The organism is Bifidobacterium moukalabense DSM 27321, assembly GCF_000522505.1.
Classification (GTDB): domain Bacteria; phylum Actinomycetota; class Actinomycetes; order Actinomycetales; family Bifidobacteriaceae; genus Bifidobacterium; species Bifidobacterium moukalabense.
On the sequence record NZ_AZMV01000007.1, the window covers coordinates 1 to 25787 of the forward strand.

The 25787-nt window shown below is 58.8% G+C and carries 15 protein-coding genes, 1 tRNA gene and 1 rRNA gene; 12 read left to right on the plus strand and 5 right to left on the minus strand.

Annotated elements, in window-relative coordinates:
- Both BMOU_RS06390 and BMOU_RS06395 read right to left on the minus strand, forming a co-directional pair.
- Positions 1-508 (minus strand): 16S ribosomal RNA (locus tag BMOU_RS06390); the annotation flags it as partial.
- A 724-nt stretch (positions 509-1232) separates the two neighbouring features.
- Positions 1233-4145, minus strand: a complete 2913-nt coding sequence (locus BMOU_RS06395; protein WP_034875959.1) for a glycoside hydrolase family 3 N-terminal domain-containing protein — start codon at positions 4143-4145, stop codon at positions 1233-1235.
- Positions 4146-4429: 284 nt separating this feature from the next.
- Here BMOU_RS06395 and BMOU_RS06400 point away from each other — a divergent pair, with 284 nt between their 5' ends.
- The 7 genes from BMOU_RS06400 to BMOU_RS06430 all read left to right on the plus strand — a co-directional run bounded on the left by BMOU_RS06400 (position 4430) and on the right by BMOU_RS06430 (position 12002).
- Positions 4430-6430, plus strand: coding sequence for a serine/threonine-protein kinase (locus tag BMOU_RS06400; RefSeq protein WP_235143737.1), 2001 nt, complete (start codon positions 4430-4432; stop codon positions 6428-6430).
- A gap of 137 nt (positions 6431-6567) precedes the next feature.
- A complete protein-coding gene (locus tag BMOU_RS06405) occupies positions 6568-7548 on the plus strand; it encodes a DsbA family protein (protein ID WP_034875965.1) in 981 nt (326 codons plus the stop codon).
- A gap of 119 nt (positions 7549-7667) precedes the next feature.
- A tRNA-Thr gene (locus tag BMOU_RS06410) sits at positions 7668-7741 on the plus strand.
- A 269-nt stretch (positions 7742-8010) separates the two neighbouring features.
- On the plus strand, positions 8011-9471 hold the full coding sequence (locus tag BMOU_RS06415; protein ID WP_034875968.1) for an aggregation-promoting factor C-terminal-like domain-containing protein: 1461 nt from the start codon (positions 8011-8013) through the stop codon (positions 9469-9471).
- Positions 9472-9493: 22 nt separating this feature from the next.
- Entirely contained in the window at positions 9494-10423 is a 930-nt protein-coding gene (gene rsmA / locus BMOU_RS06420) for a 16S rRNA (adenine(1518)-N(6)/adenine(1519)-N(6))-dimethyltransferase RsmA (RefSeq protein ID WP_034875971.1), read from the plus strand.
- A complete protein-coding gene (locus BMOU_RS06425; protein WP_034875973.1) occupies positions 10420-11319 on the plus strand; it encodes a 4-(cytidine 5'-diphospho)-2-C-methyl-D-erythritol kinase in 900 nt (299 codons plus the stop codon). The genes rsmA and BMOU_RS06425 overlap by 4 nt, the downstream gene beginning before the upstream one ends.
- Positions 11320-11363: 44 nt before the next feature.
- On the plus strand, positions 11364-12002 hold the full coding sequence (locus BMOU_RS06430; RefSeq protein ID WP_034875976.1) for a LytR C-terminal domain-containing protein: 639 nt from the start codon (positions 11364-11366) through the stop codon (positions 12000-12002).
- 58 nt (positions 12003-12060) lie between these two features.
- Here BMOU_RS06430 and BMOU_RS06435 read toward each other — a convergent pair whose 3' ends face one another.
- Complete coding sequence (locus tag BMOU_RS06435; RefSeq protein ID WP_034875979.1) at positions 12061-13473, minus strand: CCA tRNA nucleotidyltransferase; 1413 nt, start codon at positions 13471-13473, stop codon at positions 12061-12063.
- 255 nt (positions 13474-13728) lie between these two features.
- Here BMOU_RS06435 and BMOU_RS06440 point away from each other — a divergent pair, with 255 nt between their 5' ends.
- The 5 genes from BMOU_RS06440 (at position 13729) to trxB (ending at position 23185) form a co-directional block, all read left to right on the plus strand.
- Positions 13729-14379 (plus strand): NUDIX hydrolase, encoded by a 651-nt coding sequence (locus tag BMOU_RS06440; protein ID WP_235143738.1) that lies wholly within the window; start codon positions 13729-13731, stop codon positions 14377-14379.
- Positions 14380-16485, plus strand: a complete 2106-nt coding sequence (locus BMOU_RS06445; RefSeq protein ID WP_034875985.1) for a DUF6049 family protein — start codon at positions 14380-14382, stop codon at positions 16483-16485.
- Positions 16482-20195: a murein biosynthesis integral membrane protein MurJ gene (locus BMOU_RS06450; protein ID WP_034875988.1), complete on the plus strand. Its 3714-nt coding sequence runs from the start codon at positions 16482-16484 to the stop codon at positions 20193-20195. Before BMOU_RS06445 ends, BMOU_RS06450 begins: the two co-directional genes overlap by 4 nt.
- A 172-nt stretch (positions 20196-20367) precedes the next feature.
- Entirely contained in the window at positions 20368-22071 is a 1704-nt protein-coding gene (locus BMOU_RS06455; protein WP_171002108.1) for an acetolactate synthase large subunit, read from the plus strand.
- A 181-nt stretch (positions 22072-22252) separates the two neighbouring features.
- Positions 22253-23185, plus strand: coding sequence for a thioredoxin-disulfide reductase (gene trxB, locus BMOU_RS06460; protein WP_034875993.1), 933 nt, complete (start codon positions 22253-22255; stop codon positions 23183-23185).
- 333 nt (positions 23186-23518) lie between these two features.
- On the opposite strand, the gene BMOU_RS06465 is transcribed toward trxB, so the two are convergent.
- Positions 23519-24829: a ParB/RepB/Spo0J family partition protein gene (locus BMOU_RS06465; protein WP_034875998.1), complete on the minus strand. Its 1311-nt coding sequence runs from the start codon at positions 24827-24829 to the stop codon at positions 23519-23521.
- A gap of 2 nt (positions 24830-24831) precedes the next feature.
- Positions 24832-25776: a ParA family protein gene (locus BMOU_RS06470; RefSeq protein WP_034876001.1), complete on the minus strand. Its 945-nt coding sequence runs from the start codon at positions 25774-25776 to the stop codon at positions 24832-24834.
- Between the last annotated feature and the right edge of the window lie 11 nt (positions 25777-25787).

A 25787-nucleotide genomic window follows, 5' to 3' on the forward strand; every position in this document is an offset into this window, starting at 1 on the left:
CGTAGTTAGCCGGTTGCTTATTCGGAAGGGTCATCACTCCAACCGGACAAGCCGGCTTGCTCCCCGATCAAAAGCGGTTTACAACCCGAAGGCCTCCATCCCGCACGCGGCGTCGCTGCATCAGGCTTGCGCCCCATTGTGCAATATTCCCCACTGCTGCCTCCCGTAGGAGTCTGGGCCGTATCTCAGTCCCAATGTGGCCGGTCGCCCTCTCAGGCCGGCTACCCGTCGTAGGCTCGGTGGGCCGTCACCCCGCCGACTACCTGATAGGACGCGACCCCATCCCATACCGATGAAATCTTTCCCGGCCCACCATGCGATGGGCCGGAGCATCCGGCATTACCACCCGTTTCCAGGAGCTATTCCGGTGTATGGGGCAGGTCGGTCACGCATTACTCACCCGTTCGCCACTCTCACCCGGGAGCGAACCCCCGGGATCCCGTTCGACTTGCATGTGTTAAGCACGCCGCCAGCGTTCATCCTGAGCCAGAATCGAACCCTCCACAAAAAACCTTCATGAAGAGAACCAAACAATGACCCTCAAAAACAAAGAAAATCGACATCGCCTTATCAGGAAAGGCGCATCGCACGAAAACCCCGTCCCGTTCGACCGGTCTCCCGGCACCCGCGCAACGCGCGGGCCGTAGGACGGACTGGCAATCATTTGACCATAAAGAAGTAGTACAGATACGCTCTTGAGTTCTCAAACCACCACCGCACCAGCAGACCGCCCCGAACCATGGGAGCCGGGCCGCCGTGCTGAGCAGCAAGAGACAAACATACACGGGAACCCGCACCCACGCAACCCCGCAGGCGCGAAAAGGCCTAAAACCGTTGCGAACACACGACTTTGCCGGCGTGTCGCAAACCACCCTGCAAGGCCGACATCACCGCCGGAATCCCATGGAACAGCAATCGCACTGCACGAAATCGAATCTTCATCGGCGTGTCGCACACACCACGCAACACGGGCCACGGCCGGACGACACCGGCCACGCACGGAGACACGGCAACCCACACGCACCACGCAACCCGCGGAGACGGACCCGCGGACGGCCCCATTCCACGAAGGAACCCACACGCCACGCAACCCGGAAACTCATCTCGGTCACACAGGACGCAAGGACGGACAGGGAAACCCCGACACGAAAAGCCGGAAGGCGACTGCGCGAACAGCCGCCTTCCGGCTTGATCATTCATCGATCATTCAGTTATGGGATATGGGGGCGAGCTCACTCGGTCTTGGTGGGCTCGGCAGCCGACTCGACCGTCGCCACTGCCTTCCTGCGGGCCATGTAGCGCCTGATGGTCAGGAATTCCAGACCGATGACGAGCACCGCGATCACGCCCCAGACCACGTAGAGGGCGGTCTGCCAGACCGGCAATTCCTCCTGCGGCTGGCCATCGGCATAGTGATAGCTATTGGCCGCCGTGTAGAGGATGTTATGGCAGGCGGTACGCATCGCCTTCACTGAGGTGGCGCTGTGATCGGTGATGTGGTTGGTGACTGTAGTGGTCGCCAGCATCACATCGCCACCGCCGCGGATGGCACGGTCGCCGTTCATGTATCCGTAGCCACCGAAATAGTCGGTCAGCACGAAGCCGCGGAAGCCCCACTCGTCACGCAGGACACTGTTGAGCAGGTGCGTGTTGGAGCCAGCCCACTCGGTGCCAATGTAGTTGAAGGAACTCATGACCGCCTGTGCACCGCCCTCCTTCACGCTCATCTCGAATGGCTTGAGATAGATCTCACGGATTGCCTGCTCGTTGGACCAGGTGTTCACCTCGCTCAAGCGGTTGGTTTCCTGATCATTGAGAGCGAAATGCTTCATGAAGGAATACACGCCCTTTTCCTTGGCGCCGGCAATCTCGCGGGAGGCCATGGTGCCGGAAAGCAGCGCATCCTCGGAGAAGTACTCGAAGGTACGGCCGGAGAAAGCATTACGATGAATGTTCATGGCCGGCGCATACCAACCGGAGGCATTCATATCATGTGCCATGTCACCGATCATGTTGCCGAATTCCTTGGCCAGATCCTTATTCCATGTACATGCGAATGCGGTGGAAGCCGGGAAACCGATGGAGCCGACGCCGGTGAAGTTGTTGTTCAGCGATGCCGGGCCGTCAAGGTCGGTCAGAGCGATCTTACCAACTGACTTTATGGCTTGAGTACCGTAGCCGCCGTTGGCGATCAAGGTATCCATGTCATCGAAGGTCAGCTGGTCGAGTAGCTTGTCCCAATCGGCATCGTCATAGTCTTTACCGGTCAGATCACCGACCTTAAGACCGTTCTTGGCGCCGGTGGTCGGCATCTCGTCGGAATCATTGTCGTACTGGGAGGGATCGTAGTTCGAATTATTGAAGAACGTCTTCTTCACGTCTTCCTTCAAGGTGAAGTCGGTCGGGGCCGCAGTCGCCTCGGCGTAATTCGCGAAGTGGTTCGCACGGCTCAGATACGTCACATCGCCGGCTGCCTCATCGAACTGGTTGGTGGCCACGGTCTGGTCACCGTTGTGGGAGTTCGAATCGGAGTCATAGGTGATCGTATCGGCCACATTGACCGTCTTGCTGTCAATCGCCGTATGCGAATCGGACTGGATGGACACCGCGTAGTCGCCCTTCTCCAGCACATACGCCTTCGCGCCCTTGTAGTCGTAGGAGGCCATGTCGTCGTCATTGAACTCGACCTTCACCGTCTCGGATGCACCCGGTTCAAGTTCCTTGGTCTTCTCGAACGCCACCAGGTTCGTGCTGGCCTTCTCGATGCCGCCATCGGTGTACGGCGGGTTGTAGTAGACCTCGACCACATCCTTGCCGGCCTGGTCACCGGTGTTCGTCACGGTCACATCGAACGTGATCGTGCCGCTCTCGGTGTCATAGTTCACATCGCCCATCTTCTGATCAAAGGTGGTGTAGGACAGGCCGTAGCCGAACGGGAAGGCGACGGAGGCGTCGTAATCGACGGCACCTTCATCGTCCGCGGTCTCCCAATACTTATATCCGACGTAGATGCCTTCGACATAGTTGACGAACGCCGGGGAGGTCTGGCCTTCCTCGAAGTTCTCCGTGGCGAATTCCTTCATGTTGTCATACTTGAAATCGCCGAAATTGTTGTAGGACGGGGATTTGGTGAGGTCCTTGAGGAAGGTGTCGGAAGTCTTACCGGACGGATTGGTCTCACCGGCGAGCACCTCGCCAAGGGCGGAGAAACCGGTCTGACCCGCCGGCGGGCACCACAGCACTGACCTGATCTGCGGATACGAGTCGAGGAAGTCGAACTGGAAGGTGTTGGCGCCGTTATAGATGAGAGTGACCTTGTCGAAGTTCTTGGTGACCAGATCGAGCATGTCCCTTTCGGTTTGGCTCAACTCCAGGAAGCCCTGACCTTTTTGAAAGTCCTCGTAGTCCTTGGAGTTGTTGGTGTAGGTGATGCCGTCCGCCTTCATATCCTTCGGCAGGTCGGCGCCTTCGCCGCCAACTCGGGTGAGCACGACCACCGCCTCATCGGAGAAGTCCTTGGCCTCGGAAACCAGGGAATCCGTATACTGCTTCGCAGGGACCTCCGGCAGGGTCCAATCCTGCTCGGCCATGGCCACAACCGGACGATCCGCACGATAATCGGTGTACAGCTTGGTCAGATCGGCATTGGTTTCAAAACCGGCTTCCTTCATACCGTCAAGAATGGAAGTGGTGGCATACTGCGCGCTCATCGAGCCGGAACCGGTACCGCCATAAACCGGATTGGTGGAGCCCCAGCCGAACACATTGACTTTCTTGCTGGACAACGGAAGGTTGGAATCGTCGTTCTTCAGCATAGTGACCGCTTCCGACTGCACTTCCTTGGCCAGCTTGTTCGCAGCGGACACGGTGGCGTCGGAAAGCGCATACTTCTTGGCCGTGGCACTGGTGACCAAAGTGTTCAACGGGCCGAACAGCATCATGGAAACCGCAATCACCGTGGCGACCAGGAATACCAGCCAGGATTCGGAATGAATCAGTTTACGCGTGCCGACGCTTTTCACCGTCTTCTTGTTGACGGCAAAGGTCAGGATGATTGCCAGAACCAGCACAACGCCGATCGCAATCAGCTGCGGCATCACGGATTTGAGGACGTTGATCACGTCACTCCAATTAATGCCAAGCATTATGTCTCCTCCTTGATTCTCATAACCAAACGGCATGCAGGCCCGATACCGTTGTCGAAGCCAAGCGATTGCACGGCGCTGCCCCGCACCGTTGAATCACCAAGAAGTGAAGACACCTCTTCATGCCGATATTTCGATTTCATCAAACCCCGTCCGAAAAGGGTCCGTCATTCTCCCAGCCTGTCGATTCGCGTGCATAATCTGCATGCATTCCGTGCATGATTTGCATGGAAAACACACCCTTTCGGCACATCAGGGGCGTGAGTAAGGCACCGCAAAGTACGATGGTTGCCATGAGCGACCTAAGCGCATTGAATCTGGAAGAAGGCAGCCTCGTAGGAGGCTACACGTTGATCGCCCGGCTCGGCTCGGGTGCGATGGGATCGGTCTGGCGTGTGCGCGACGACGGCGGCCACCAATACGCGATGAAGATTCTGCGTGACTCACTGACCGAAGAAGGCGATTCGGCGGAGGCCTGCCGTGATCGGATGACGGCTCGTGAGCGATTGCGCCGCGAAGCGATGTCGCTGCAGAAGGTACGCCATCCCGGAGTATGCGGCATCGTCGACATGGAACTCGACGACGCTCTGGCATTCATCGTCACCGAACTGATCGAAGGCAAGAACCTGCGTGAGGATGTGCGCATCAACGGCCGTTACGTCGGCGATGATCTGGAGCGGCTGTCCCGCAAGCTGATCGAGGCCGTGAAGGCGGTGCACGCGGCCGGCATCGTACACCGCGACATCAAACCGACGAACGTGATGGTGTCGACCACCGGTCCGGTATTGGTGGATTTCGGCATAGCCATGGGCGAAGGCGAAAGCCATGTGACCCGCACCGGTCTGGTGATGGGTACGCCCGGCTTCATCGCACCGGAAATCATCGACGGTGCCGAATCGGACGAGATGACCGACTGGTGGTCGGTGGCGTCGGTGCTGGCGTTCGCCGCGACCGGAGAACCGGTATTCGGCACGAAACCGATGATGGCGGTTCTGGAACGTGCCGCCGCAGGTAATGCGAACCTGACCGGATTGCCGGCAGGCACCATGGCAGCCCTCCGATCGGCGCTTGCTCCCGACAGGACGAAGCGCTGCACGCCGGATGCATTGCTGCAGGCGATTTCACTCGACGCGCTCAACCCACTCGCTTGGCAGCAGGCACAGCAGCCTTCGCAGACCACGCTCTCAGGCGATGCAACGGAGATGATGCCCCCTTTTGATGAATCCGGACAGGAGGACAACTCCAATCCACGCACGTTATGGCATCTGCAGGACGACGTCGGCGGCGAGGACGCCATCGGCACGCAGACCATGCCGCAGATCGGAGAGTCCACACAGATCATCGACGCCGATACGGATGCTCCCACCGAGGCGCTGGGGACCTTGAACGCAGGTACGACCAGCGTCATACCGACGCAAGGCGGCACACGGCCGCTTCCGCGGACCTTGCAAGGCGAACAAACGCAGACCATGCCGACCATGCCGATGCAGGATGCCCGGAACCCAGGAGGCGCACCGACGCAAATCGACCCGACCGTCAAGCCGGCCCTGCAACGCATGGTGGATCGATCGACGGCGCAGGCCGCCCCACAATCGTTGCCTCCATCGGTGATTCCGCATGCCGACATCGCGCAGAGCCAGCAATCACCGATGACGCAGCCGTCACAGCCCTATGCCGTCGCCGGCCAGCCGCCGCAGCTCGCCCAGGCCGTACCGCAGAGCGCAATCGATCCGAATGCGCCGCAACCGCCGAATCCTGCGGATGTCAAACGTGGCGAATATCTGTCGCGAGGAGTGCTCCCATGCGTGCTGCTCGCCATACCGGTGGCGATTTGCGCACTATTCTCCCCCTGGATGGCGCTTGGCGCGGCCCTGATGCTCGGCTGGGTGCTGTTCACCATCGGATGCAATGTGGAATCACAACTTGAACGCGAGGGCCGCCGAGGCGGTGAACGGCGGAAAACCGATTGGGCCATCCGCGCGGCCAGCCTGCCTTGGCACATGCTCAAAGGTCTTGGCTACTCCTGCGCCCGCACGGTAATCATGCTGATCATCATGGCGTTGGGATTGGCGATGGCCACGCTTGCCCTGCAACTGCCATACGAACTGATCGATGCCGACCTTCTTGGCCTGACCATTCCCCTGCCGACATTCATTGAGGGACCGTTCTCGCGCAGCGGCCTCATACAGGCGATTTCCGGCGTGATCGGTTGGTTGGTGATGGCCATCGCACCGGGTGCCGTGCTGATGCGGCTCGGTGCCGGATCGCTGCGCGGCGCGCGGTAGATGGCCGATCACCGTCGGACGGAAGCCGCAAAACCCGTACGTCGGACCGCTCCGAATCTCCCTTACGAATCGATAAGGTCTCATCGTTACTATGGTGCACAGCAACATGGTGCCGCAATCACTGGGAAAGGAACAGGATGGCCCAGAGCAACAAGAATGCGCAGAAGCGCGAAAGCCGTGCCGAGCGGAGGGCAGCCGAGGCGGCGGCCGTCAAGGCACGTGCCGAACAGGCGGAAAAGGAACGCAAGCAGCAGACGATGATCGGCGCCATCGTGGTAGCGGTACTGGTGATTCTCGTCGCCATCGGCGCATTCACCGTCTACCACAACACGCATAAGACGAGCGACGCGCAGGATGATCTTACGGTCGAGCAGGCGTACGACAAACTGCAGGAGGTCAAGGATACGCCGTCCCTGGTCGACAAGAAGGGCGGACTGCTGATTTCCAAGAACGGTTACGGCAAGGCCGTGGAAGGTGCGCCGACCATCTCCATCTATATGGATTTCCTGTGCCCCGGCTGCGGCAATCTGCATCGTCAGCTCGATGAGGATCTGCAAAAGATGATCGATGCCGGCCAGATCAATCTCGACCTGCATTTCATGGCGTTCATGGACCGTTGGTCCACCGACGAATATTCCAGCCGCGCCGCAAACGCCGCCATGTACCTGGCCGAACATGACAGCGACCCAAGCCACCTGATCTCCTTCCTGGAGAAGATGTACGCCGAAGACTTCCAGCCGGAGGAAGGCTCGAATTACAAGTCGGTGAGCGATGCCCAGATCAAGAAGCAGATGATCGCGGCAGGCGTTTCCAAGGATGTTGCCGACAAGGCCTTCAACCGCGAATACCAGGATTGGCTCGACGCCATCGACACGTATACGCCGAAGCGTTCCGAGCTGTGGAATGTGAGCGGCAACTACAAGGGCAGCATGACCACGCCGACGGTGACGATCAACGGCAAGTTCTGGGATATGAACCAGCTGTCGACAGCCAAGACGACCCTCGCCGAAGGTTTGCTTGAATCCATCGGGCTCAAGGCGGATCAGGTCGGCGTTGCCGGCGATATGCCGTCCATCGGATCCAAGAAAGGTCCGATTTCCGTCACCACCGGGGAATAACACCCCCTAACTGCCGGCACGCCCGTAAGGCGCACAAGTCAAGTTGACTGCTTTGGGCGTGCTGGTTATGCTATTCAAGCGTTCCACTTTTCGAAATTCGTTTCGGCGAGTGCCAACATGCCTCCTTAGCTCAGATGGCCAGAGCGGCCGCCTTGTAAGCGGCAGGTCGTCGGTTCGATCCCGACAGGAGGCTCGAACCCGATTCTTTCGGGATTATTCTTACCGCGGGTAAGTAATCCAGAAGCCTTCCCCCAACTTGTGGCTTCTGGCAATCGGGCGAGGCGTCCCCCAACCTGTCTCGCCCGGCATAGGGGGCAGGACATCCCCTTCTCTCCTGCCCCCTCTTTCTTTGCCGCCCGCCAAAATGTGGCGGTATGGCCAATGCGCCGAAAAAACCGGTCCCTCATTCCGCACCGACCATTAGAATGGCGACGTTGTATGCCTGCATCGGAAAGAGGAGCTATGGCGAGAAGATGGACCCCTCAGAGGTTTGTGATGCTACGCCGCATACGCACCGTCACCTGCGTTACGGCGGTCACCCTCGCCTCGATATTGGCGTTCGGCGTAGGGGCGCGCAAAACGGTGGCGTTGACGGTGGACGGCAAAACCACCACGGTGACCACATACGCGATGAGCGTTGACCGCCTGTTGCAGGAGCAGCAGGTGAAGGTCAAGACGCACGATCTGGTGGAATCCACATCAAACGGCACCCTGCAGAATCATTCCGTAGTGACGGTGCGTAGCGCCTATCAGACCACCATCACCATCGACGGCCAGGAAGTGCCGTTCTGGACGGTGGCGACCAGCGCCGACCAGCTGCTCGGATTCTTCGAGGAGAACGAGGCGGAAGCGTCGAAAATCACCGTCAACATCGATAACGTCTACAACAAGCTCACCGGAGGCATGGTCATCAACCAGAGCGGCCCTGTGACCGTCATTGCCGACGGCAAGAGCTCCGTCGCACCCAACGGCAAGCTGCCGGCGGCCTCCATTCTCGATTCCAAAGGCATCATCCTGAACAAGGAGGACCGCGTCAGCGTCGAAAAGGACAATGGCGAGACCATTCTGCGCGTACAGCGCGTGACGCATGACGAGCAGACGCGTACGAAAATCGTGCCTCACGGCACACAGACCATCATCGACGCAAGCCTGCAGCCCGGCGAGACCGTGGTAAGGCAGGAAGGCGAGGATGGCGAAATCCAGCAGACCTACGACGTCACCTATGTGGACGGCGTCGAGGAAAGCGAAAAACTGATCAACGAAGTGACCACGAAGATCGCCATCGATCAGATCATCGCCGTCGGTCCGGAGAAGACCGAGAGTTCCGATTCCGACGATTCCGACAACGGTCAGGCGGATTCCGGAAGCAATGACGACGATTCAGACAAGTCCGACAAGAAGGACAAGTCGGATGACAAGGATTCGGATTCGACCGACAAGAAGAACGATTCCTCCAACAAAGACGATTCCTCCAAGAAGAACGATTCGACGTCGACACCCACCACCGAACCAACGCAAACGCAGACGCCAACGCCAACACCAACGCAGACGCAAACCCAACAGTCGCAGACACAGCAGACGACGAATGCTTCGAGTGGTTGCCGACTCTACCATCCATCGGCCGCCCAGGCCCAAACCTATGCGGCGGGCGCTGCGGCCCAGTATGGTTGGACCGGGCAGAACTGGACCGATCTGGTCAAACTCTGGAACCGTGAATCCAGCTGGATGTGGAGTGCGGAAAACGCGTCATCCGGAGCATACGGCATTCCGCAGTCCCTGCCAGGCAGCAAAATGGCCGCCTTCGGCGCGAACTGGCGTGATGATGCGGCCGTGCAGATCGATTGGGGCCTGAACTACATCGCACAGCGCTACGGCAACCCGACGAAGGCCTGGGAGCATTCCGAGCAACATGGCTGGTACTGATGGGAATGGGAACAACGAGCATATGACTGAATACGCAACCAATAACGCCACCATGCAGGGGCATCTGCTGGGAGCCGCCGACATCCGCCGCATCGCCGACGAGGCCGGCATAAGCCCCACCAAGAAATTCGGGCAGAACTTCGTCATCGATCCCGGCACCGTACGACGCATCGTGCGCGAAGCCGCAGTGACGGCCGACGATCATGTGCTGGAGGTCGGTCCGGGTCTCGGTTCGCTGACCTTGGCGATTCTGGAGACCGGCGCCTCGATGACCGCCGTGGAGATCGACCCGTCGCTGGCCGAACGCCTGCCGAACACCATTGCCGAATTCATGCCGGATGCCGTGGAACGATTCCGTGTGGTCAATCGTGACGCACTGACCGTCTCGCCGGAAAATCTGCCGGATTTCAGCGGCGACGAGGCTTTTACGCTGGTGGCCAATCTGCCGTATAACGTGGCGACCCCGATTCTGCTCACCCTGTTGGAACGATTCGACAACCTGCGTTCCTTCCTGGTGATGGTGCAGAAGGAGGTGGCCGACCGTCTGGCCGCGAATCCGGGATCGAAGATCTACGGCACCCCAAGCGTAAAGCTCGCCTGGTACGGTACGGCCGAACGCGCGGGCGTCATCGGCCGCAACGTGTTCTGGCCGGCGCCGAATGTGGATTCCGCATTGGTGTTGTTCAAGCGTTATGAAGGTGGGCATACGCCCGCCGCCGACGGTGCCGGCGGCCCGGCCGCAAGGCGTGAGACGGTGTTCCGCCTGATCGACGCCGCCTTCGGCCAACGTAGGAAGACCCTGCACGCGGCCCTGAAGAAACTCGTTCCGGACGAGGTGTTCGGCATGGCCGGCATCGACCCCACCCGTCGTGGTGAAACGCTCACCATCGACGAATTCGTGGCGTTGACGCGAGCGCTTGATTCCCTTGACGGCGAGGCGAACGCAGCATGACCGCCCCGCTCTCAGCCGTGAGCGTCGACTGCCCGGCGAAAACCAATCTGACCTTGCATGTGGGCGCGCCCCATACCGAATGGGGCGGCCGCCACGAGCTCGACACCATCTATTGCGCGGTCGGCGTGTACGATACCGTCACCGCAACGCGCAAAATGCCCGGAACCGGGTTCTCCCTCAACCTCGAGGGCACACACTTGGGCGATCTGGCATCGTCCGGCAGCGACATGCGCCGCAATCATGCCGTACTCGCCCTGTTCGCCTTGGCCGAGGCCAGCGGCAACGAACCCGATGTGGCATTGAGCATCGACAAGCGCATCCCGGTCGGCGCCGGTCTCGCCGGCGGTTCTGCCGATGCGGCCGCCACATTGCTGGCGTTGAACAAGCTATGGAATCTTGACTGGCCTCTGGCCCGGCTCCGGAAGGTCGCCGCCACCTTGGGCGCCGATATGCCGTTCTGTCTATCGGGAGGGTATGCGCATGGCACCGGATTCGGCGAACGGATCGAGGCGTTGCCTCCGAACTGCGATACCGTACGCGATCTGACCGACCGCGGCTTTGCCGGGTGCCTGCTGGTAGGCGCCTATCGTGCGGAACTACGCACGCCGGAGGTATATGCGGCATTCGACCAGATCGGTGCAGGTGAGGGTGATGAGAACCACCTGCAGCAGGCTGCGATCTCACTGCATCCCCGCAGCGGTCAGGCCATCGAAGCGGCACTTGAGTCTGGCGCAAGCCATGCGTTCGTCTCCGGTTCGGGGCCATCCGTCATCGCTTTTGTGCCGGATGACAAGGCGGCCTCATCCGTGGGTCTGGCATGGCAGGAGTCGCGTACGGTCGACCGCATCATCGCGGCCCAGGCACCTGCCGTTCCGATTGTGCATATCATTGCGTGACAGTAAGGTTGGTACCAATTGACGTTGGAAAAAGGAACTCGCAAATGACTCAAGCTATCGATGAGCGCGAAGCACGCAAACAGTACGTACGCCATCGTCAGAAGGTGGTGTTCTCCATCATCGGCGCCGTCATGGCCGTGGTCATGGTGATCTCCCTGCTGTTCTTCTTCCATGTCGGCGGCCTGGGCACCATCACAACGGCTACGGTGCAACCGAATTACGGTCAGCAGGTACCTTGTGCGGTGAATGAGCAGGACGGTTCCGCAGGCAAGTATGCGGAGAACCGCAACATCACGGTCCGTGTGCTCAACGGCACGAAGTTCATCGGCTTCGCCAAAGCCGTCAGCGGCGCGCTGGAGAACCGCGAGTTCAATACCCAGACGCCCGACAACTACACCAGCACCAAGGTGGAGCGCACCATGATCCTGTTCGGCAAGAACGCCATCAACCAGGCGTATACGGTGAACAGCAACTTCACCGACGCCAAGATGGTCATGGACGATCGCACCGACCAGCTGATCGACATCGTGGTGGGCGCCACCTTCGACAATCTGCAGGACACCAAGAAGGTGCCGGCCGCAGGCAAGCAGATCGAAAGCTTCGAGGGCTGCGTGGCCGCGGACAAGATGACGGATCTGCCAAAGGCCGATCAGCATGACCCGGTGAATCCGCCGGAAGGCTGAGCGCCGACCCCAGCATCAGCGAATGCCCGCCTTTCGATTGGGAAGGCGGGCATTCGTTTCACTGCTCGGCGTACCAGCGGCTCAGTTCGGCCACGGCGACGTCGTGTTCGACGGGGCCGTTATCAAGCCGGTATTCAAGCATGTGCCTATAGGCCTTGCCTACCATCGGTCCAGGTTCGATGCCCAGCAGCTGCATGATTTCGTCACCATTGAGATCCGGCCGGATCGCGTCGAAATCCTCCTTCTTTTTGAGGTCCCGTACGCGCTGTTCCATCTCATCCATGGCCGACGAGAAGATCATGGCCTTGCGACGGTTCTGCGTGGTCGCATCGGCACGCGTCAGGCGGTTCAGACGCTCGTAGAGCGGACCGGCATCCTTCACATAACGCCGTACCGCGGAATCGGTCCACGGCTCCTCCACATACCCGTGGAAGCGCAGATGCAGATTGACCAGCTCGCTGACGTCCTCGACCAGATGATGGTCGAAGCGCAGGGCCTTCAGGCGTTTGCGCGTCATCTTCGCGCCGACCGCATCATGATGGTGGAAGCTCACCTTGCCACCGGGCTCGAAACGGCGGGTCTTCGGTTTGCCGATATCGTGCATGAGCGCCGCCAGGCGCAACGTCAGATCCGGTGCCGGCACCGGTCCGTCGGGGCCGGTTTCCAACGCCACCGCGCGATCGACGACGATCATGGTGTGCTCGAAAACGTCCTTATGACGATGGTGCTCGTCGATTTCCAGTTGCAAGGCCGGAATCTCGGGAAGGACGATGTCCGCCAGGCCGGATTCGACCAACGCTTCGATGCCCGCACGCGGACGATCGGACAGCAGCAGTTTCGTCAGCTCGTCGCGAACGCGTTCCGCGGAGACGATGTCGATGCGATCGACCATATCGGAGATCGCCTCGGCGGTCTCCGGCTCGATGCGGAAGCCGAGCTGTGCCACGAAACGCACGGCGCGCATCATGCGCAGCGGATCGTCATCGAACGACTGCCGGGGGTCGACCGGCGTACGCAGCACGCCCTTGGCCAGATCGTTTGCACCGCCGAACGGGTCGACGAATTCCAGATCAGGCACACGCAACGCCATCGCGTTCACCGTGAAATCACGACGTGACAGATCGCCCTCCAGAGTGTCGCCATAATTGACCTCTGGCTTGCGCGAATCCGGATCATAGGTATCGGAACGGTAGGTGGTGACCTCCACCTTCACCTCGGTGCCGTCCTCCCGGCGGCGCATGGCGCCAAGCGTACCGAACTTGCGGCCCATATCCCAGAATCCATCACGGCCGAAACGGCGCAGAATATGTTCGAACTGTTCGGGACGTGCCGACGTGCAGAAATCAAGATCATGCGATTTGCGGTGAAGCAGCAGGTCGCGCACCGGACCTCCCACCAACGCCAATTCATAGCCCTCTTCGGCGAACATGCGCCCTAATTCAATGGCTTCAGGCCATACTTCGAAGTTCACGCCAACCCTTTCCGGCACCACAAGTCTCTGTGTACTTTCCGCGTACCAGCATAGCGTGAGCGCGGTATGGGCTCTCGTGGACGGGGTTGTCCGGCATACCGTCGCCGAACACGCCGAACATGCCACCAGGGGTCTCACATTCAGCTGCAAGCATGCCGGAATCTTTGCAACGGCTTGCGTAGGTTTCGCAACACTGCCCCTAGGAATAAGGTGTCGAGTTTCTGTTTTCAATATTGGGTGAGTATGGTTGAAACCATGATTACGCCCGCAGACCTTGCACGCATGCTTGCCCATGCTGCGGACGAGCATACCCAAAACCCGATGGAACCGGACAAATTGCTCTACACCTCACAGTCCGTTTCCTTGGAACAGCAGACCATCATCACGCCCAGCACGCCCACCCCGGCGATGATGCCGCAGCGGCGCACCGGCGACGGACCGACCACCTTCGCCTCGCTGGACGCGCAGGAGCTTCCGGTGGTGCGCGAATATTCCGCAGGAGGGCTGGTCTTTGACGACCGCGGACGTGTGGCCATCATCGCCAGGCATTCGCGCAGCGGACATTTGGAATGGTGCCTGCCGAAGGGACATATCGAAAAGGGCGAGACCCCGCAGCAGACTGCGGTACGCGAAGTGCATGAGGAAACCGGGATTCTGGGTGAAGTGGTCGATTCCATCGCCACCATCGACTATTGGTTCACGGGCACCAGCCAGCGCGTACATAAGCTCGTGCACCATTTCGCACTGCGTCAGATCGGCGGCGAACTGACGGTGGAGGGTGATCCCGACCATGAAGCCGAAGACGCCATCTGGGTGGATTTCAATGATTTGGATGACGTGCTGAGCTATCCGAACGAACGGAAGATCGCATGGCTGTATGCAAGGAAACTCAACAGACAGGCTTGAATGGTGAACCACTCCGCACATCGGAACGTTTCGCGTGCCTTACGCGCGCTCTCGGCAATCCTCGCCATGGTGCTGACCATGGCGTTGATGCTGTTATGCACTCCCGCACACCCGGCTTTCGCCGACGACAATCAGCAGGATACGCTGACCATAGACTCCTCGACGGCGGTGATAACGGATTCCTCCGGGTATCACGTGCAGGCCACGGTGACCAACACCACCGACCATGATCTGCCCGAAGGCACGCTCACGTTGGCGTTGAACGCCTTCTACACGTTCGTGTCGCGCAACGACATTCAGGAATGGTCCGAAGGCACCGCGCACATCCCCACGCCGAACACCGTCGGGCAGGCCCAGGTGCCGGCCCTGCGGGTGGGCGCATCGGCAAGCGTCTCCATCGACGCGGATGCCACGCAGCAATCGCTGCAGGCCATCAACGCATGGGGGCCGAAGCCTGTTCTGCTGAGCTATCAGGCCGATGGCACGCCGATCGACGAAGTGCACACATTCGCAACCCGTTCCAACACCGGGCTCGACACCCCATCCACGCCGGCGATGAACATCACCGTGGTGCAGCCGCTCTCATCGGACAGTTGGACCACCGATACCGACGTAATGGACCAGTTGGTCGACAAGGGCGGTCTCAAGGCGAGCACCGTGACGAAAATCGTGACGCTCGGCAAGAACGACGCCAAGCCCAAGGCCATGGAACAGGTCATCGCCAAGCATGGTGGCCTGCAGACGATTGCCGACCCCACCTATCTGCAGGCCATGACGATGCCGACGCGAGTGGACGGCATCATGCAACCCGCGTCGTTCGACATCACCGCATACTCGGCCATAGACAATGCGGAACTCTACAACAAGGCCGGCGTGAAACAATCCTCCTGGAATGCCGAAAAAGCCGTCTCCACCTACCGTTCGGCGCTTGGGGACGACAATGCGCAGGCTCATGTCTATGCCTGGCAGGGAACGGGCAACTGGACCGCCAAGGCGCTGACGCAGGCCAGGCAGCAGGGATACGATACGGTCATCGCCACCCATGACTTCGATGAAAGCGATGCCGCCACCGTGGAAACCGGCAAAACCGTGGTCTCCACCGATGCGGGCGATATCACGGTGCTGTCGGCGCAGAACGTGTTGACCGATCTGGCACAGGGCAAGGCGACCAGCACGAAAGCCAAAGCCGACGGCGAGGGCTCTTCGGCGGGCAGACTGGCCCGTTTCGCCGCGCAAAGCGCGTTCTATCAGATGGAACAGCCATATTCGGACCGCAATCTTCTGGTATGCCTGTCCCCCAACGGCGATCCGACCGACGTGGACGCCCTGATGTCCGTCATCGAACAGGCCTCCTGGCTGAACGTCACCGATCTCAACACATTGGTCGACACCGACGCGCATCTGACCGGTGACGACGCGGCCTCGGCGGTGCCTGATGGCGACGGTCTGAGCGGCGATGGACGCTCCAGCATCGAGCAGACACTGAACGCCTTGGCCGATACCGCCAACGACATCGCCAGATTCAACGCGTTCATCCTGACGGATGACAACAAACTCAATGACCACAAAGCCATCGCCGCCTGGCGCAGGCAGCTCGTCCGCGCGCAATCCATACTGGCCCTGCACGCCTTGGGCAACGACTCGACCGGCAGCAATACGATGGTCAAAGGCGCGCAACAGCTCGCCTCGCTGCTGACCGACGGCGTGGCCATCACTCCGACGGAAAACGTGACCGTGGTAAGCGAAACAGCGAAAATGCCGGTGACCATCAGCAACAGTCATCCTTACCCGGTGACGGTGAAAGTCTCATCGTTGACCAATTCCATGGAAATCGTCACGTCGCGCATGGATACCGTGGAGGTGCCGGCCCATGGCGAAGCCCAGGTCGCGTTCACCATTCGTGTGGCCACTTCCGGCAACGCCGACGCCACGTTATCGCTGATGGACAGGCAGGGCACCGTGTTCGGTTCGGTACAGACCACACATATCACCAGCGCTCTGCAGATCAGCGACAAAAGCGGCTTCGTGATCATCGGCATCGCCGTATTGCTTGCCGCGCTGGGGCTTTGGCGACAATTCAACCGTAAGAAGGATCCCGACGAATGAGTTCTTCCGTTGGCCGTAATTCATTGATCATGGCCTCGGGTACCGCGGCTTCCCGCGTAACCGGGCAAATCCGTACCATTTTGCTGGCATGGGCGCTTGGCACCACCGGCTATGCCGCGAACGCCTACCAAGCCGGATCGATGATTCCGCAAGTCATCTACACGCTGGTTTCCGGAGGCATTTTCAACGCCGTGCTCGTACCGCAGATCGTGCGCACGCTGAAGGACAAGGACGCCGAGACCAAGCTCAACAAGCTGATCACGCTGGCCATCACCATGCTGCTTGGCGTGACGTTGCTGATGGCGGTCTGCACGCCGTTGCTGACGAAACTGTACGTGAACGGCGGGCCGGATACGATGGCCCTCGCCAACGCATTCACGCTGTGGTGCATGCCACAGATCTTCTTCTATGGTCTCTATACGGTGATCGGACAGATTCTGGCGGCCAAGGATCATTTCGCCACCTACGCGTGGAGCTCGGTAGGCGCGAATGTGATCAGCTGCATCGGCTTCGGCGTGTTCATCGCGTTGTTCGGCCGCGCTTCGGAACAACCCGTCGACTTCTGGACCTCCGACAAGATTCTGCTCACCGCCGGCACATGGACGATCGGGGTGGCATTCCAGGCGTTGATCCTGTTTGTTCCGTTGACCCGCATCGGTTTGCGGTACCGTCCGAAACTCGGCATTCATGGCATCGGACTGCGCTCGATGGGACCGGTGGCCGCCTGGAGCCTCGGCATCGTCGGCGTCGATCAGATCGTCAATGTGATTCTCACACGCATCGCCACCAGCGCCCCGTACCGCGCCCATCAGCTCTATGGCATGAATCAGCTCGACGTCGCCGGTAACGCAACCTATCAGAACGCCTACACGATTTACATGCTGCCGTATTCGCTGATTGCGGTCTCGATCGCCACGGCCATCTTCCCGAAGATATCCAAGGCCGTCGCCGACGGCAACATCGGCGAGGCGCGCAGCGATCTGAGCTCCGCACTGCGTAATCTCAATCTCATCATGTGCTTTCTGGCAACGGCGTTCATCGTACTGCCGCTACCGATCGTGCTCGCGCTGCTGCCTTCCGTATCCGTGCGCGAGGCACTGCTAATCAGCACACCGCTGCTGGCATTGGGCATCGGCCTGCCCTATGCCAGTTCGTACCTGGTGATCCAACGCACGTTCTACGCCTTCGAAGACGGCAAGCATCCGTTCATCTTCATGGCGATCACCATGGGTATTCAGGCGATTGCCCTGATCATCGGATCTGCCCTGCTGCCACCCACGCAATGGATCATTCTGGTCGGCGTGGCCATTACGGTGAGTTACATCCTTCCCTACCCTCTGCTGATGCGCATGTTGCGCAGCCGTTTCGACGGCGACATCGATGGTCCGCACATCATGCGCGCCTATGCCAAGGCGACGCTTGCGGAAATCGCCGCGGCGATCGTCGGCCTGCTGTGCCGCAACGCCGTCTACACACTGGTCGGCGCGCATGTCGGGAGCGATGACGGTTCCATGAACTGGGGACAGGCCGTACTCGCGGCAATCCTGCTGACCATCATCATCACCGTGGTCTATCTGGCTGTGCTGTGGGTGCTGCGATCCGAGGAACTGACATCCGTCGTCTCCATGGTGACAAGCCGTATTCCGGGAATGCGCACGACCAGCCCGGACGGTAGAATATCTCCAGTGCCGGCAACCGGCAGCACTCGAACGAACACACCTATTACAGAGCCGAAGGAACCTATGAAACCTCAGCTGGGAGATACCGTCAGCAACCGTTATGTGCTGGTCTCGCCGCTTCGCGAAGAAACGGGTCTGCAGGTATGGAAGGCCAGCGACCACGTGCTCGCACGGGACTGCCAGCTCTTCATCGTCAACAGCAAGAAGGCGCTGTCCGACGTCAATGCGGCCGCCTCCATGCTGGCCATCTCTCGTGACCCGCATTTCACGCCGGTGCTGCAGCTTCAGCATGTCGATGACGTCGCCCTGGTGATCACCCAACTTGATTCCGGCATTTCGCTCAGCGATTATCTGTCCAATCCCGCGATGCAGCCGTTGAGCTACGAGGCGATGCGGTCCATACTGGGCGAAGTGCTGGAGGCGTTGCGTGTGCTGCAGCAGAACAACCTCACGCACTTCTCCATCAGCACCGATACCGTGCGTCTGACCCGCAACGGCGTGCAGATCGCCGATACTCCGGTCAGCGTCATGCTCGCCGACATGTCTCGCGTCCAATCCGTGAATGGCAGGGAGCGGCTTGCGATTCGTCAGATCGCCGCACTGCTGTATGCCATGCTGATCCGCAAGCCCTCGACGCTCGCCACTGATTTCAATCTGGCGACGATTGCAAAGGACGCTCCCATGGAATTCCGCGTCATCTGCAAGCGTGGCCTTGAGCTGCAGGAGGAAGACGGATTCCCGACCATTCCGATGGCTACGCTCGCCGAACTGGATGCGCTGCTCGACCACTATCAGCCGTTACAGACGCTGACGGAAGCCGATATCGCACTGCCTTCCACGGATTCGCAATGTTCCATCGTCAATGTTCCGGTGCTGCAGATTCTCGACAGCGATACCATCGCGCTACCGGATAAGCTGGTCAGTTCCGGAAGCATCCCCGAATTGAATTTCGAGGCTCCGGAACCGCACACCGATCTGTCCGACAGCAAAGAGGCCATCGCCAAGGGCATGGCCGCGACCAGTGGCGCCGTCAAGACGTTGTGGGCCAACAGCAAGGCCGTGCTCAGCGAAGAGGACATCGACGGCGTAGTGGATGATGCCGCAACGCAATTCTCATTCCCCATCACGGTGACCGCCGACTCCATGCCGTATGGGGATGATTCGGAAACCCAGTTGGAAAAGACCGGCCGCATTCCGGTCATCGGAGCCGATGGTCGAGTCATTCAACCCGGCGAGGAGTCCCAACGTGCGCTGGAAGCCGAACGTGCCGCCATTGACGCAGCCTATGCGTCCGGCAACGCGCCGGTACCGCCAAGTTTCGCACCGAAGAATCCACCGGTCGAAGATGATTCCTCCGACGTGGCGGACGCCACGCTGTTCGGTAAGGTCAAAACCAAGGTCGTGGCCATCATCATCGCCGTCATCGTCGTGGCGGTGGCCTTGGGATTCGCCATCCACGGACTCACCAGAAACGGTGCCACGAATGGCTCCTCCGGCAATTCCGCAAACGCCTGGCCGGAAATGAATCTTGACGATGTGCCATTCGGCAACGAAACCACGCAACCTTCCGATAACTCCAGCTCCGCAAACGCCGACTCCAGCCCTTCCGCCACGAAGCAGGCCACGAAGCAGGCGGAAGACAAGGTCATCACCAGCGACAAGAAGGCGAAGAAGGTACCGGATCCGAAGCAGCCGGAGAACAACACTCCTTACGAAATCGACTATCGTCAGTTCGTGTCCAATCCCGACGGGCAGCAGGGCTATGGCTACTACGTGCATCTGAGCCAGCCTCATGACGTCTACCGTCTGGTCATCAAGATCCGCTCCTCCGGAGGCCAGGGCTATGTGCGCGTCAACACCACGTCGAGTCCGACGCAGGGTGAGCAGGTGGCGCAGTTCGAGTTCGACGCCAGCGGCACCACCGACGTGAAGTTCGATAAGACCGTGAATACGCAGGATATTCTGCTCTGGGTGCCTATGGACAGTCTGCCGGGCAACCAGTTGTACATCGACAGCTTCCAGGTGTTCTAGGCACCGCGGATATCGCCTCATCCGCCAAGCCCCCGCGCATCCGTTCATCACGGAATGGCGCGGGGCTCTCCATATGCCTTCGTTCCGCATGGCGGCACGAAACGTTATCGTGGTTGTTACATGACCCCCGTTAGTATGTGAGCTCGTGAAACAAGAAGACATTGTTGAGAACATCGCAGAACACGCTTCGGAATCTTCGGATCATGCCCGCCATGAACATGTGCGCAACGTGGCCGACCTGTTCGTCGAATGCCTGGTCAACGAGGGCGTACGCGTCATCTACGGCATTCCCGGCGAGGAGAATATCCCGTTGATGGAGGCTTTGGAGCGCGATGGACGCATTCGCTTCGTATTGACCCGACATGAGCAGGGGGCAGGCTTCATGGCCTCGACACAGGGCCATCTCACCGGCAAACCGGGCGTATGCTTGGCCACGCTCGGACCGGGTGCGTTGAATCTCACCTTGCCGGTGGCGCAGGCCAACGCCAGCACCATTCCGATGGTCGCCATCTGCGCGCAGGGCAACGTGACCCGTTCGTACAAGGAATCCCATCAGATAGTCGACTTGGTGTCGGTGTTCCGCCCACTGACGCAGTGGACCAGTATGATCGCCACGCCGGGTTCGGTGCCGGAAATCATCCGCAAGGCCTTCTCCGTAGCGCAACGGAAACGTCCGGGCGCAACCTGTCTGATTCTGCCAGAAGACGTGGCCGAGATGCCCGTTCCGGCAGGAATCAAGCCATTGCCGTTGCCGGACACCATGCATATTCGCCCGACTGACGGCACGATCGCACGTGCGGCCGACATCATCAGCCAAGCGCAGCATCCGATCATTCTGGCCGGCAACGGCGTGGCCCGGGCACACGCCGAGAATCGTCTGCTCGCATTGGCTGAACAGCTGAATGTGCCGGTGGCCACCACATTCGAAGGCAAAGGCGTGATTTCGGATCATATTCCGAATGCACTTGGCGTAGTCGGTTTCATGAAACATGATTATGAGAATTTTGCTTTTGATGAGGCTGACTTAATTATCTCTGTCGGATTCTCCATTCAGCAGTTCGATCCGAAGAAAATTAATCCGAACGATGATAAGACCATCATTCATATCAATACCTTTATTGAAGATACCGATGCGCACTATTCAACCGCATTGAATATCATGGGTGACATCGATCAGACTCTGGAGGCGCTGATTACCCGACTGCAGGTGAAGGGCATTCGCTTTGACGAATCGCACCCACTGATTCATGAGTTGTTGAATTCGGAATTCCGTTCATACGCCAACGACGATTCCTTCCCGATGAAGCCGCAACGCATCGTATACGACACCCGTCGCGCCATGGCCGACGACGATATCACATTGGTCGACACCGGTGCATTGAAGATGTGGATGGCCCGTCTGTACCCGACCTACTATTCCAATACCTGCATGATCGACAATTCGTTGTCGACCATGGCATGGACGTTACCCGGTGCCGTGGCCGCCTCGCTGGAGCATCCCGGCCGCCCGGTACTGGCCGTGATGGGCGATGGCAGTTTTCTGATGAATGTGCAGGAAATCGAAACGGCCGTTCGCGTAGATGCACGCATGGTGGTGCTGGTGTGGGTAGACAAGGCCTACGGACTGATCAAGTGGAAGATGAACATTCACAATGGTTCGTACGAGGATGTCGATTTCGACAATCCGGATGTGTTGGAGCTGGCCCACAGTTTCGGCGCACGCGGCCATGTAATCGAAACGGCCGACGAACTCTACCCCACCCTATGCGAGGCGTTGAGGAACCAGTCCGGCGTCGATATCATCGCCTGCCCTGTCGATTACAGTGAGAACATGAAACTCATCGAAAAACTCGGCGAAGTCGATTTCAGTAATTGATTTTCGTTGATCTCCCAACGATATGATGCCAGCTGTTTCACGTGAAACAGCTGGCATCGTGTCGCCTTCGCCCTATCGGACCAATGCCGCATAGCTGGTTATCGGGAGAAACGATAACGGGTGGCAATACGCCCTGAGCTCATACGGCGCGGCTTGGTAGGAGTGCCCGTATGGTGGGGTTATGAATGATTTGCGAGATGTGATTATCGTCGGATCCGGCCCAGCCGGATACACCGCTGCCATCTATTTGGGCCGTGCGGGATACCAACCCCTGATCGTCGCCGGGGCCCTGACCCCCGGAGGCCAGCTCGTCAACACCACCGAAGTGGAGAACTTTCCTGGATTCCCCGACGGCATTCTTGGCCCTGATCTCATGGACAATATGCAGCGACAAGCGGAGAAATTCGGCGCCGAAATCGTCTGGGATGACGTCGTGTCCATTACCGCTGATGCCGAGTCCGGCACGAAAACCGTAACTCTCGATCAAGGTGACGTCTACGATACCCGAGCTGTGGTCGTAGCCACGGGCTCCCAGTATCGCAAACTCGGAGTACCGGGAGAGACTGAATTTTCCGGCAAGGGCGTTTCCTACTGCGCCACCTGCGATGGATTCTTCTTCCGAGACAAACCAATCGTCGTGATCGGCGGCGGGGACAGCGCCTTCGAAGAGGCTGACTTCCTGTCTCGCTTCGGCTCCTCCGTTACGCTGATCCACCGCCGTGATTCGTTCCGCGCTTCGCGGATCATGGTCGAACGAGCCAAGAGTAATCCAAAGATCAATTTCATTCTTGATTCTGTAGTTGAAGAGATTAATGGAGATAATAACGGCGTTAATTCAATTTTAGTACATAACTTAAAATCTGATTACAGCGAAGTTATTTCTGTAAATGGAGTTTTTGTCGCCATTGGACACACTCCTGCCACTGCATTCCTCGATGGTGTGGTGGATCGTGATGAGGCCGGATACATCCGGGTGGAGGGTGCCAGTACCCGAACCAGTGTTCCCGGGATCTTCGCCGCGGGCGACTGCGTCGATAGCGTCTATCGTCAGGCCATCAGCGCCGCCGGAATGGGTTGCCGCGCCGCACTCGACGCCCAATCCTATCTGCAGTGATTCTCATATCGGACTTCATTTACCCATCATGAATGGTTGTTTGCCGGCATTCCGATTTCCGCCGTGTGTCCGTGGGGGCGGCATGTTACACACGTACTTACATAAGCCCTGCAATATACGTAACACAAATGCACTTACGAGCAGAGGGGGAGGCATAACTCTGTTTCAGACCGTAAGGACTTGGCCTGAGCGGCCCGGAGCGTATCAGAAACAGAGTTATGCCTCCCCTCTGCGGATACAGCGTCAGCGCAACACAACCGCATAAATCAGATCATGCGGCATACGAGCAGGAGAGATGCATCGTTACAACGAATAATAATCGATGCAAGCAAGCTACTGATGCTGCTGCATAAGGAGATCGACGATTCGGTTCATGTCGTCTTCGGACTTGAACACGATTTCGATGCGACCGTGCTTCTTGGAGCCCTTGATCGATACTTTGGTGCCAAAATGCTGCTCAAGACCTACCTGCACCGGAGTTCCCGCCCACGGATTCAGCTTGCTTGCCTTGGGTTTCTTTGGCTGATCGCTTTCGGAAACCTTCATCGACACGATTTCCTCAGTGCTACGCACCGACAATCCTTCAGAAATGATACGGGTGGCCAACTGCTCCATATCGGACTCAGTCGGCAATCCCAGCAGCGCGCGGGCATGTCCGGCGGAAAGCAGTCCCGAAGCGACTTTTTTCTGTACGACCGCCGGTAGATGCAGCAATCGTAAGGTATTGGCGATTTGCGGACGCGATTTTGAAACGGACTTGGAAAGCTGTGCCTGGGTCAGGCCGAAATCGTCGATCATCTGTTGGTACGCGGCCGCCTCTTCCAGTGGATTCAATGCCACTCGATGCAGGTTCTCCAGCAAGGCATCGCGCAGCATATCGTCATCCGAAGTGGTTTTGACGATTGCCGGTATCGTCTTCAGACCCGCGATCTGCGAGGCACGCCAGCGACGCTCGCCCATGATGAGCTCATACATGCTATCCATGCGGCCATCAAACATATTATGGGCCTCAGACGCATTATTCGCGCCTTCCTGCGCTTTTTCACGCTGCTCCTTGCGTGCCGCCTCGATTTGCTCGCTTGGACGCTTACGCACGACGATGGGCTGAAGTACGCCGACTTCCTTGATGGAATCGGCCAGCTCGCGCAGATCATCCTCATCAAAGATGGTACGCGGCTGATGTAGGTTCGGGCCAACGTCGCTCAGGCGCAATTCAACAAGATATCCGCCTTGAACCGGCAACAGCTCCGTTTCCTCGTCGCCCTTCTTGGAGGACTCGGTTTCACGTGAAACACCAGTCTGTTTATCGGCCGTCGGCTTGGACGTTTCCACCCCCAACCCGGAACCGCCGAAGAACATATCCGCGGGATGGGCGGTCTCATTCAACGTGATGGATGGCATGGCATTGCGTCGGCCGGAAGTCTTTTTCGCAGTTTCACGTGAAACACTCTTCTTGCCGGACTGTTTCATGCCATGTACGGCATCAACGGAAGCCTGTGCGGTAGCAACGGATATCTTGCCATCCTGCGGTTTCTCGGCGGTCACTTGAGGTTCCTGCACAACGTCTTCGTGCTTCTGATTCTCTCCCGGCAAAGCGGGGAACAGTGCTCCAAGGCCTTTGCCCAAACGTGACTTCGTAGCCATAATCAGTTCTCGTTTCTTCTCGCATCAATAGCCTGCAACACCGTTGGGGATCGACGTGCTATTTCCAGTGCAGCCTCGCAATAGGAGATCGCGCCCATGCCTCTCGGATCGTAGGCGATCACACTTTGATTGAAGCTCGGAGCCTCGGAAATCTTCACCGTACGTGGAATGGTGGTGTCAAGCACGATAGTCGGATAATGCTTTTTGACTTCCTCATGTACCTCGCGGCTGAGCAACGTACGTTTATCGAACATCGTGACCAGCATGGTGGACACCAGTAGGGCAGGATTGAAATGCTCCTGCACCAAGCCAATGGTATTGATCAGCTGACCAAGCCCCTCCAACGCGTAATATTCCGCCTGGATCGGAATCAGCATCTCCGTAACCGCACACATGGCGTTGATAACCAGCAATCCCAGGCTCGGTGGGCAATCTATAATCACATAGTCATAATGATGTTCGCTGGATTCCAGGAATTCATCGACGGCACGTTTGAGCAGAACGTTGCGATCGGCCATATCGGCGACTTCCAGTTCGGCACCACTCAAATCAATGGAGGCCGGCACTACATCGAGTAGTTCGAAATCGGGGCAGGTCTGCTTGACGTCGGCAATGCTCATACGGCCTTCAAGCACGTCGTAGACCGACGGCTCCCCCGAGGCATGCCTCGCACCAAGAGCGGTGGATGCGTTCCCCTGGGGATCCATATCAATCAACAGCACCCGAGCACCATACTGTGCCAACGCAGAGGAAACGTTCACGGCGGTCGTCGTTTTGCCGACACCACCTTTCTGGTTGGCCACGGCAATCATGCGAGTACGTTCGGGCTTGGGGAACGTCACCTTCTGCAAAGCACGGTATCGTGATGACTCATCGGCGATCTGTGCTCCCAATGGGGAGGAGCTCCCTCCGAAAATACGTTTGATGGTATCCGTTGCGGATTCCATAGACGTCAGGT

Coding starts and splice junctions, on each gene's coding strand:
- BMOU_RS06450 (WP_034875988.1), top strand. CDS start 16,482: ATGAGTTCTTCCGTTGGCCGTAATTCATTGATCATGGCCTCGGGTACC.
- BMOU_RS06465 (WP_034875998.1), bottom strand. CDS start 24,829: ATGGCTACGAAGTCACGTTTGGGCAAAGGCCTTGGAGCACTGTTCCCC.
- BMOU_RS06395 (WP_034875959.1), bottom strand. CDS start 4,145: ATGCTTGGCATTAATTGGAGTGACGTGATCAACGTCCTCAAATCCGTG.
- rsmA (WP_034875971.1), top strand. CDS start 9,494: ATGACTGAATACGCAACCAATAACGCCACCATGCAGGGGCATCTGCTG.
- BMOU_RS06470 (WP_034876001.1), bottom strand. CDS start 25,776: ATGGAATCCGCAACGGATACCATCAAACGTATTTTCGGAGGGAGCTCC.
- BMOU_RS06415 (WP_034875968.1), top strand. CDS start 8,011: ATGGCGAGAAGATGGACCCCTCAGAGGTTTGTGATGCTACGCCGCATA.
- trxB (WP_034875993.1), top strand. CDS start 22,253: ATGAATGATTTGCGAGATGTGATTATCGTCGGATCCGGCCCAGCCGGA.
- BMOU_RS06430 (WP_034875976.1), top strand. CDS start 11,364: ATGACTCAAGCTATCGATGAGCGCGAAGCACGCAAACAGTACGTACGC.
- BMOU_RS06440 (WP_235143738.1), top strand. CDS start 13,729: ATGATTACGCCCGCAGACCTTGCACGCATGCTTGCCCATGCTGCGGAC.
- BMOU_RS06405 (WP_034875965.1), top strand. CDS start 6,568: ATGGCCCAGAGCAACAAGAATGCGCAGAAGCGCGAAAGCCGTGCCGAG.
- BMOU_RS06425 (WP_034875973.1), top strand. CDS start 10,420: ATGACCGCCCCGCTCTCAGCCGTGAGCGTCGACTGCCCGGCGAAAACC.
- BMOU_RS06445 (WP_034875985.1), top strand. CDS start 14,380: ATGGTGAACCACTCCGCACATCGGAACGTTTCGCGTGCCTTACGCGCG.
- BMOU_RS06400 (WP_235143737.1), top strand. CDS start 4,430: ATGGTTGCCATGAGCGACCTAAGCGCATTGAATCTGGAAGAAGGCAGC.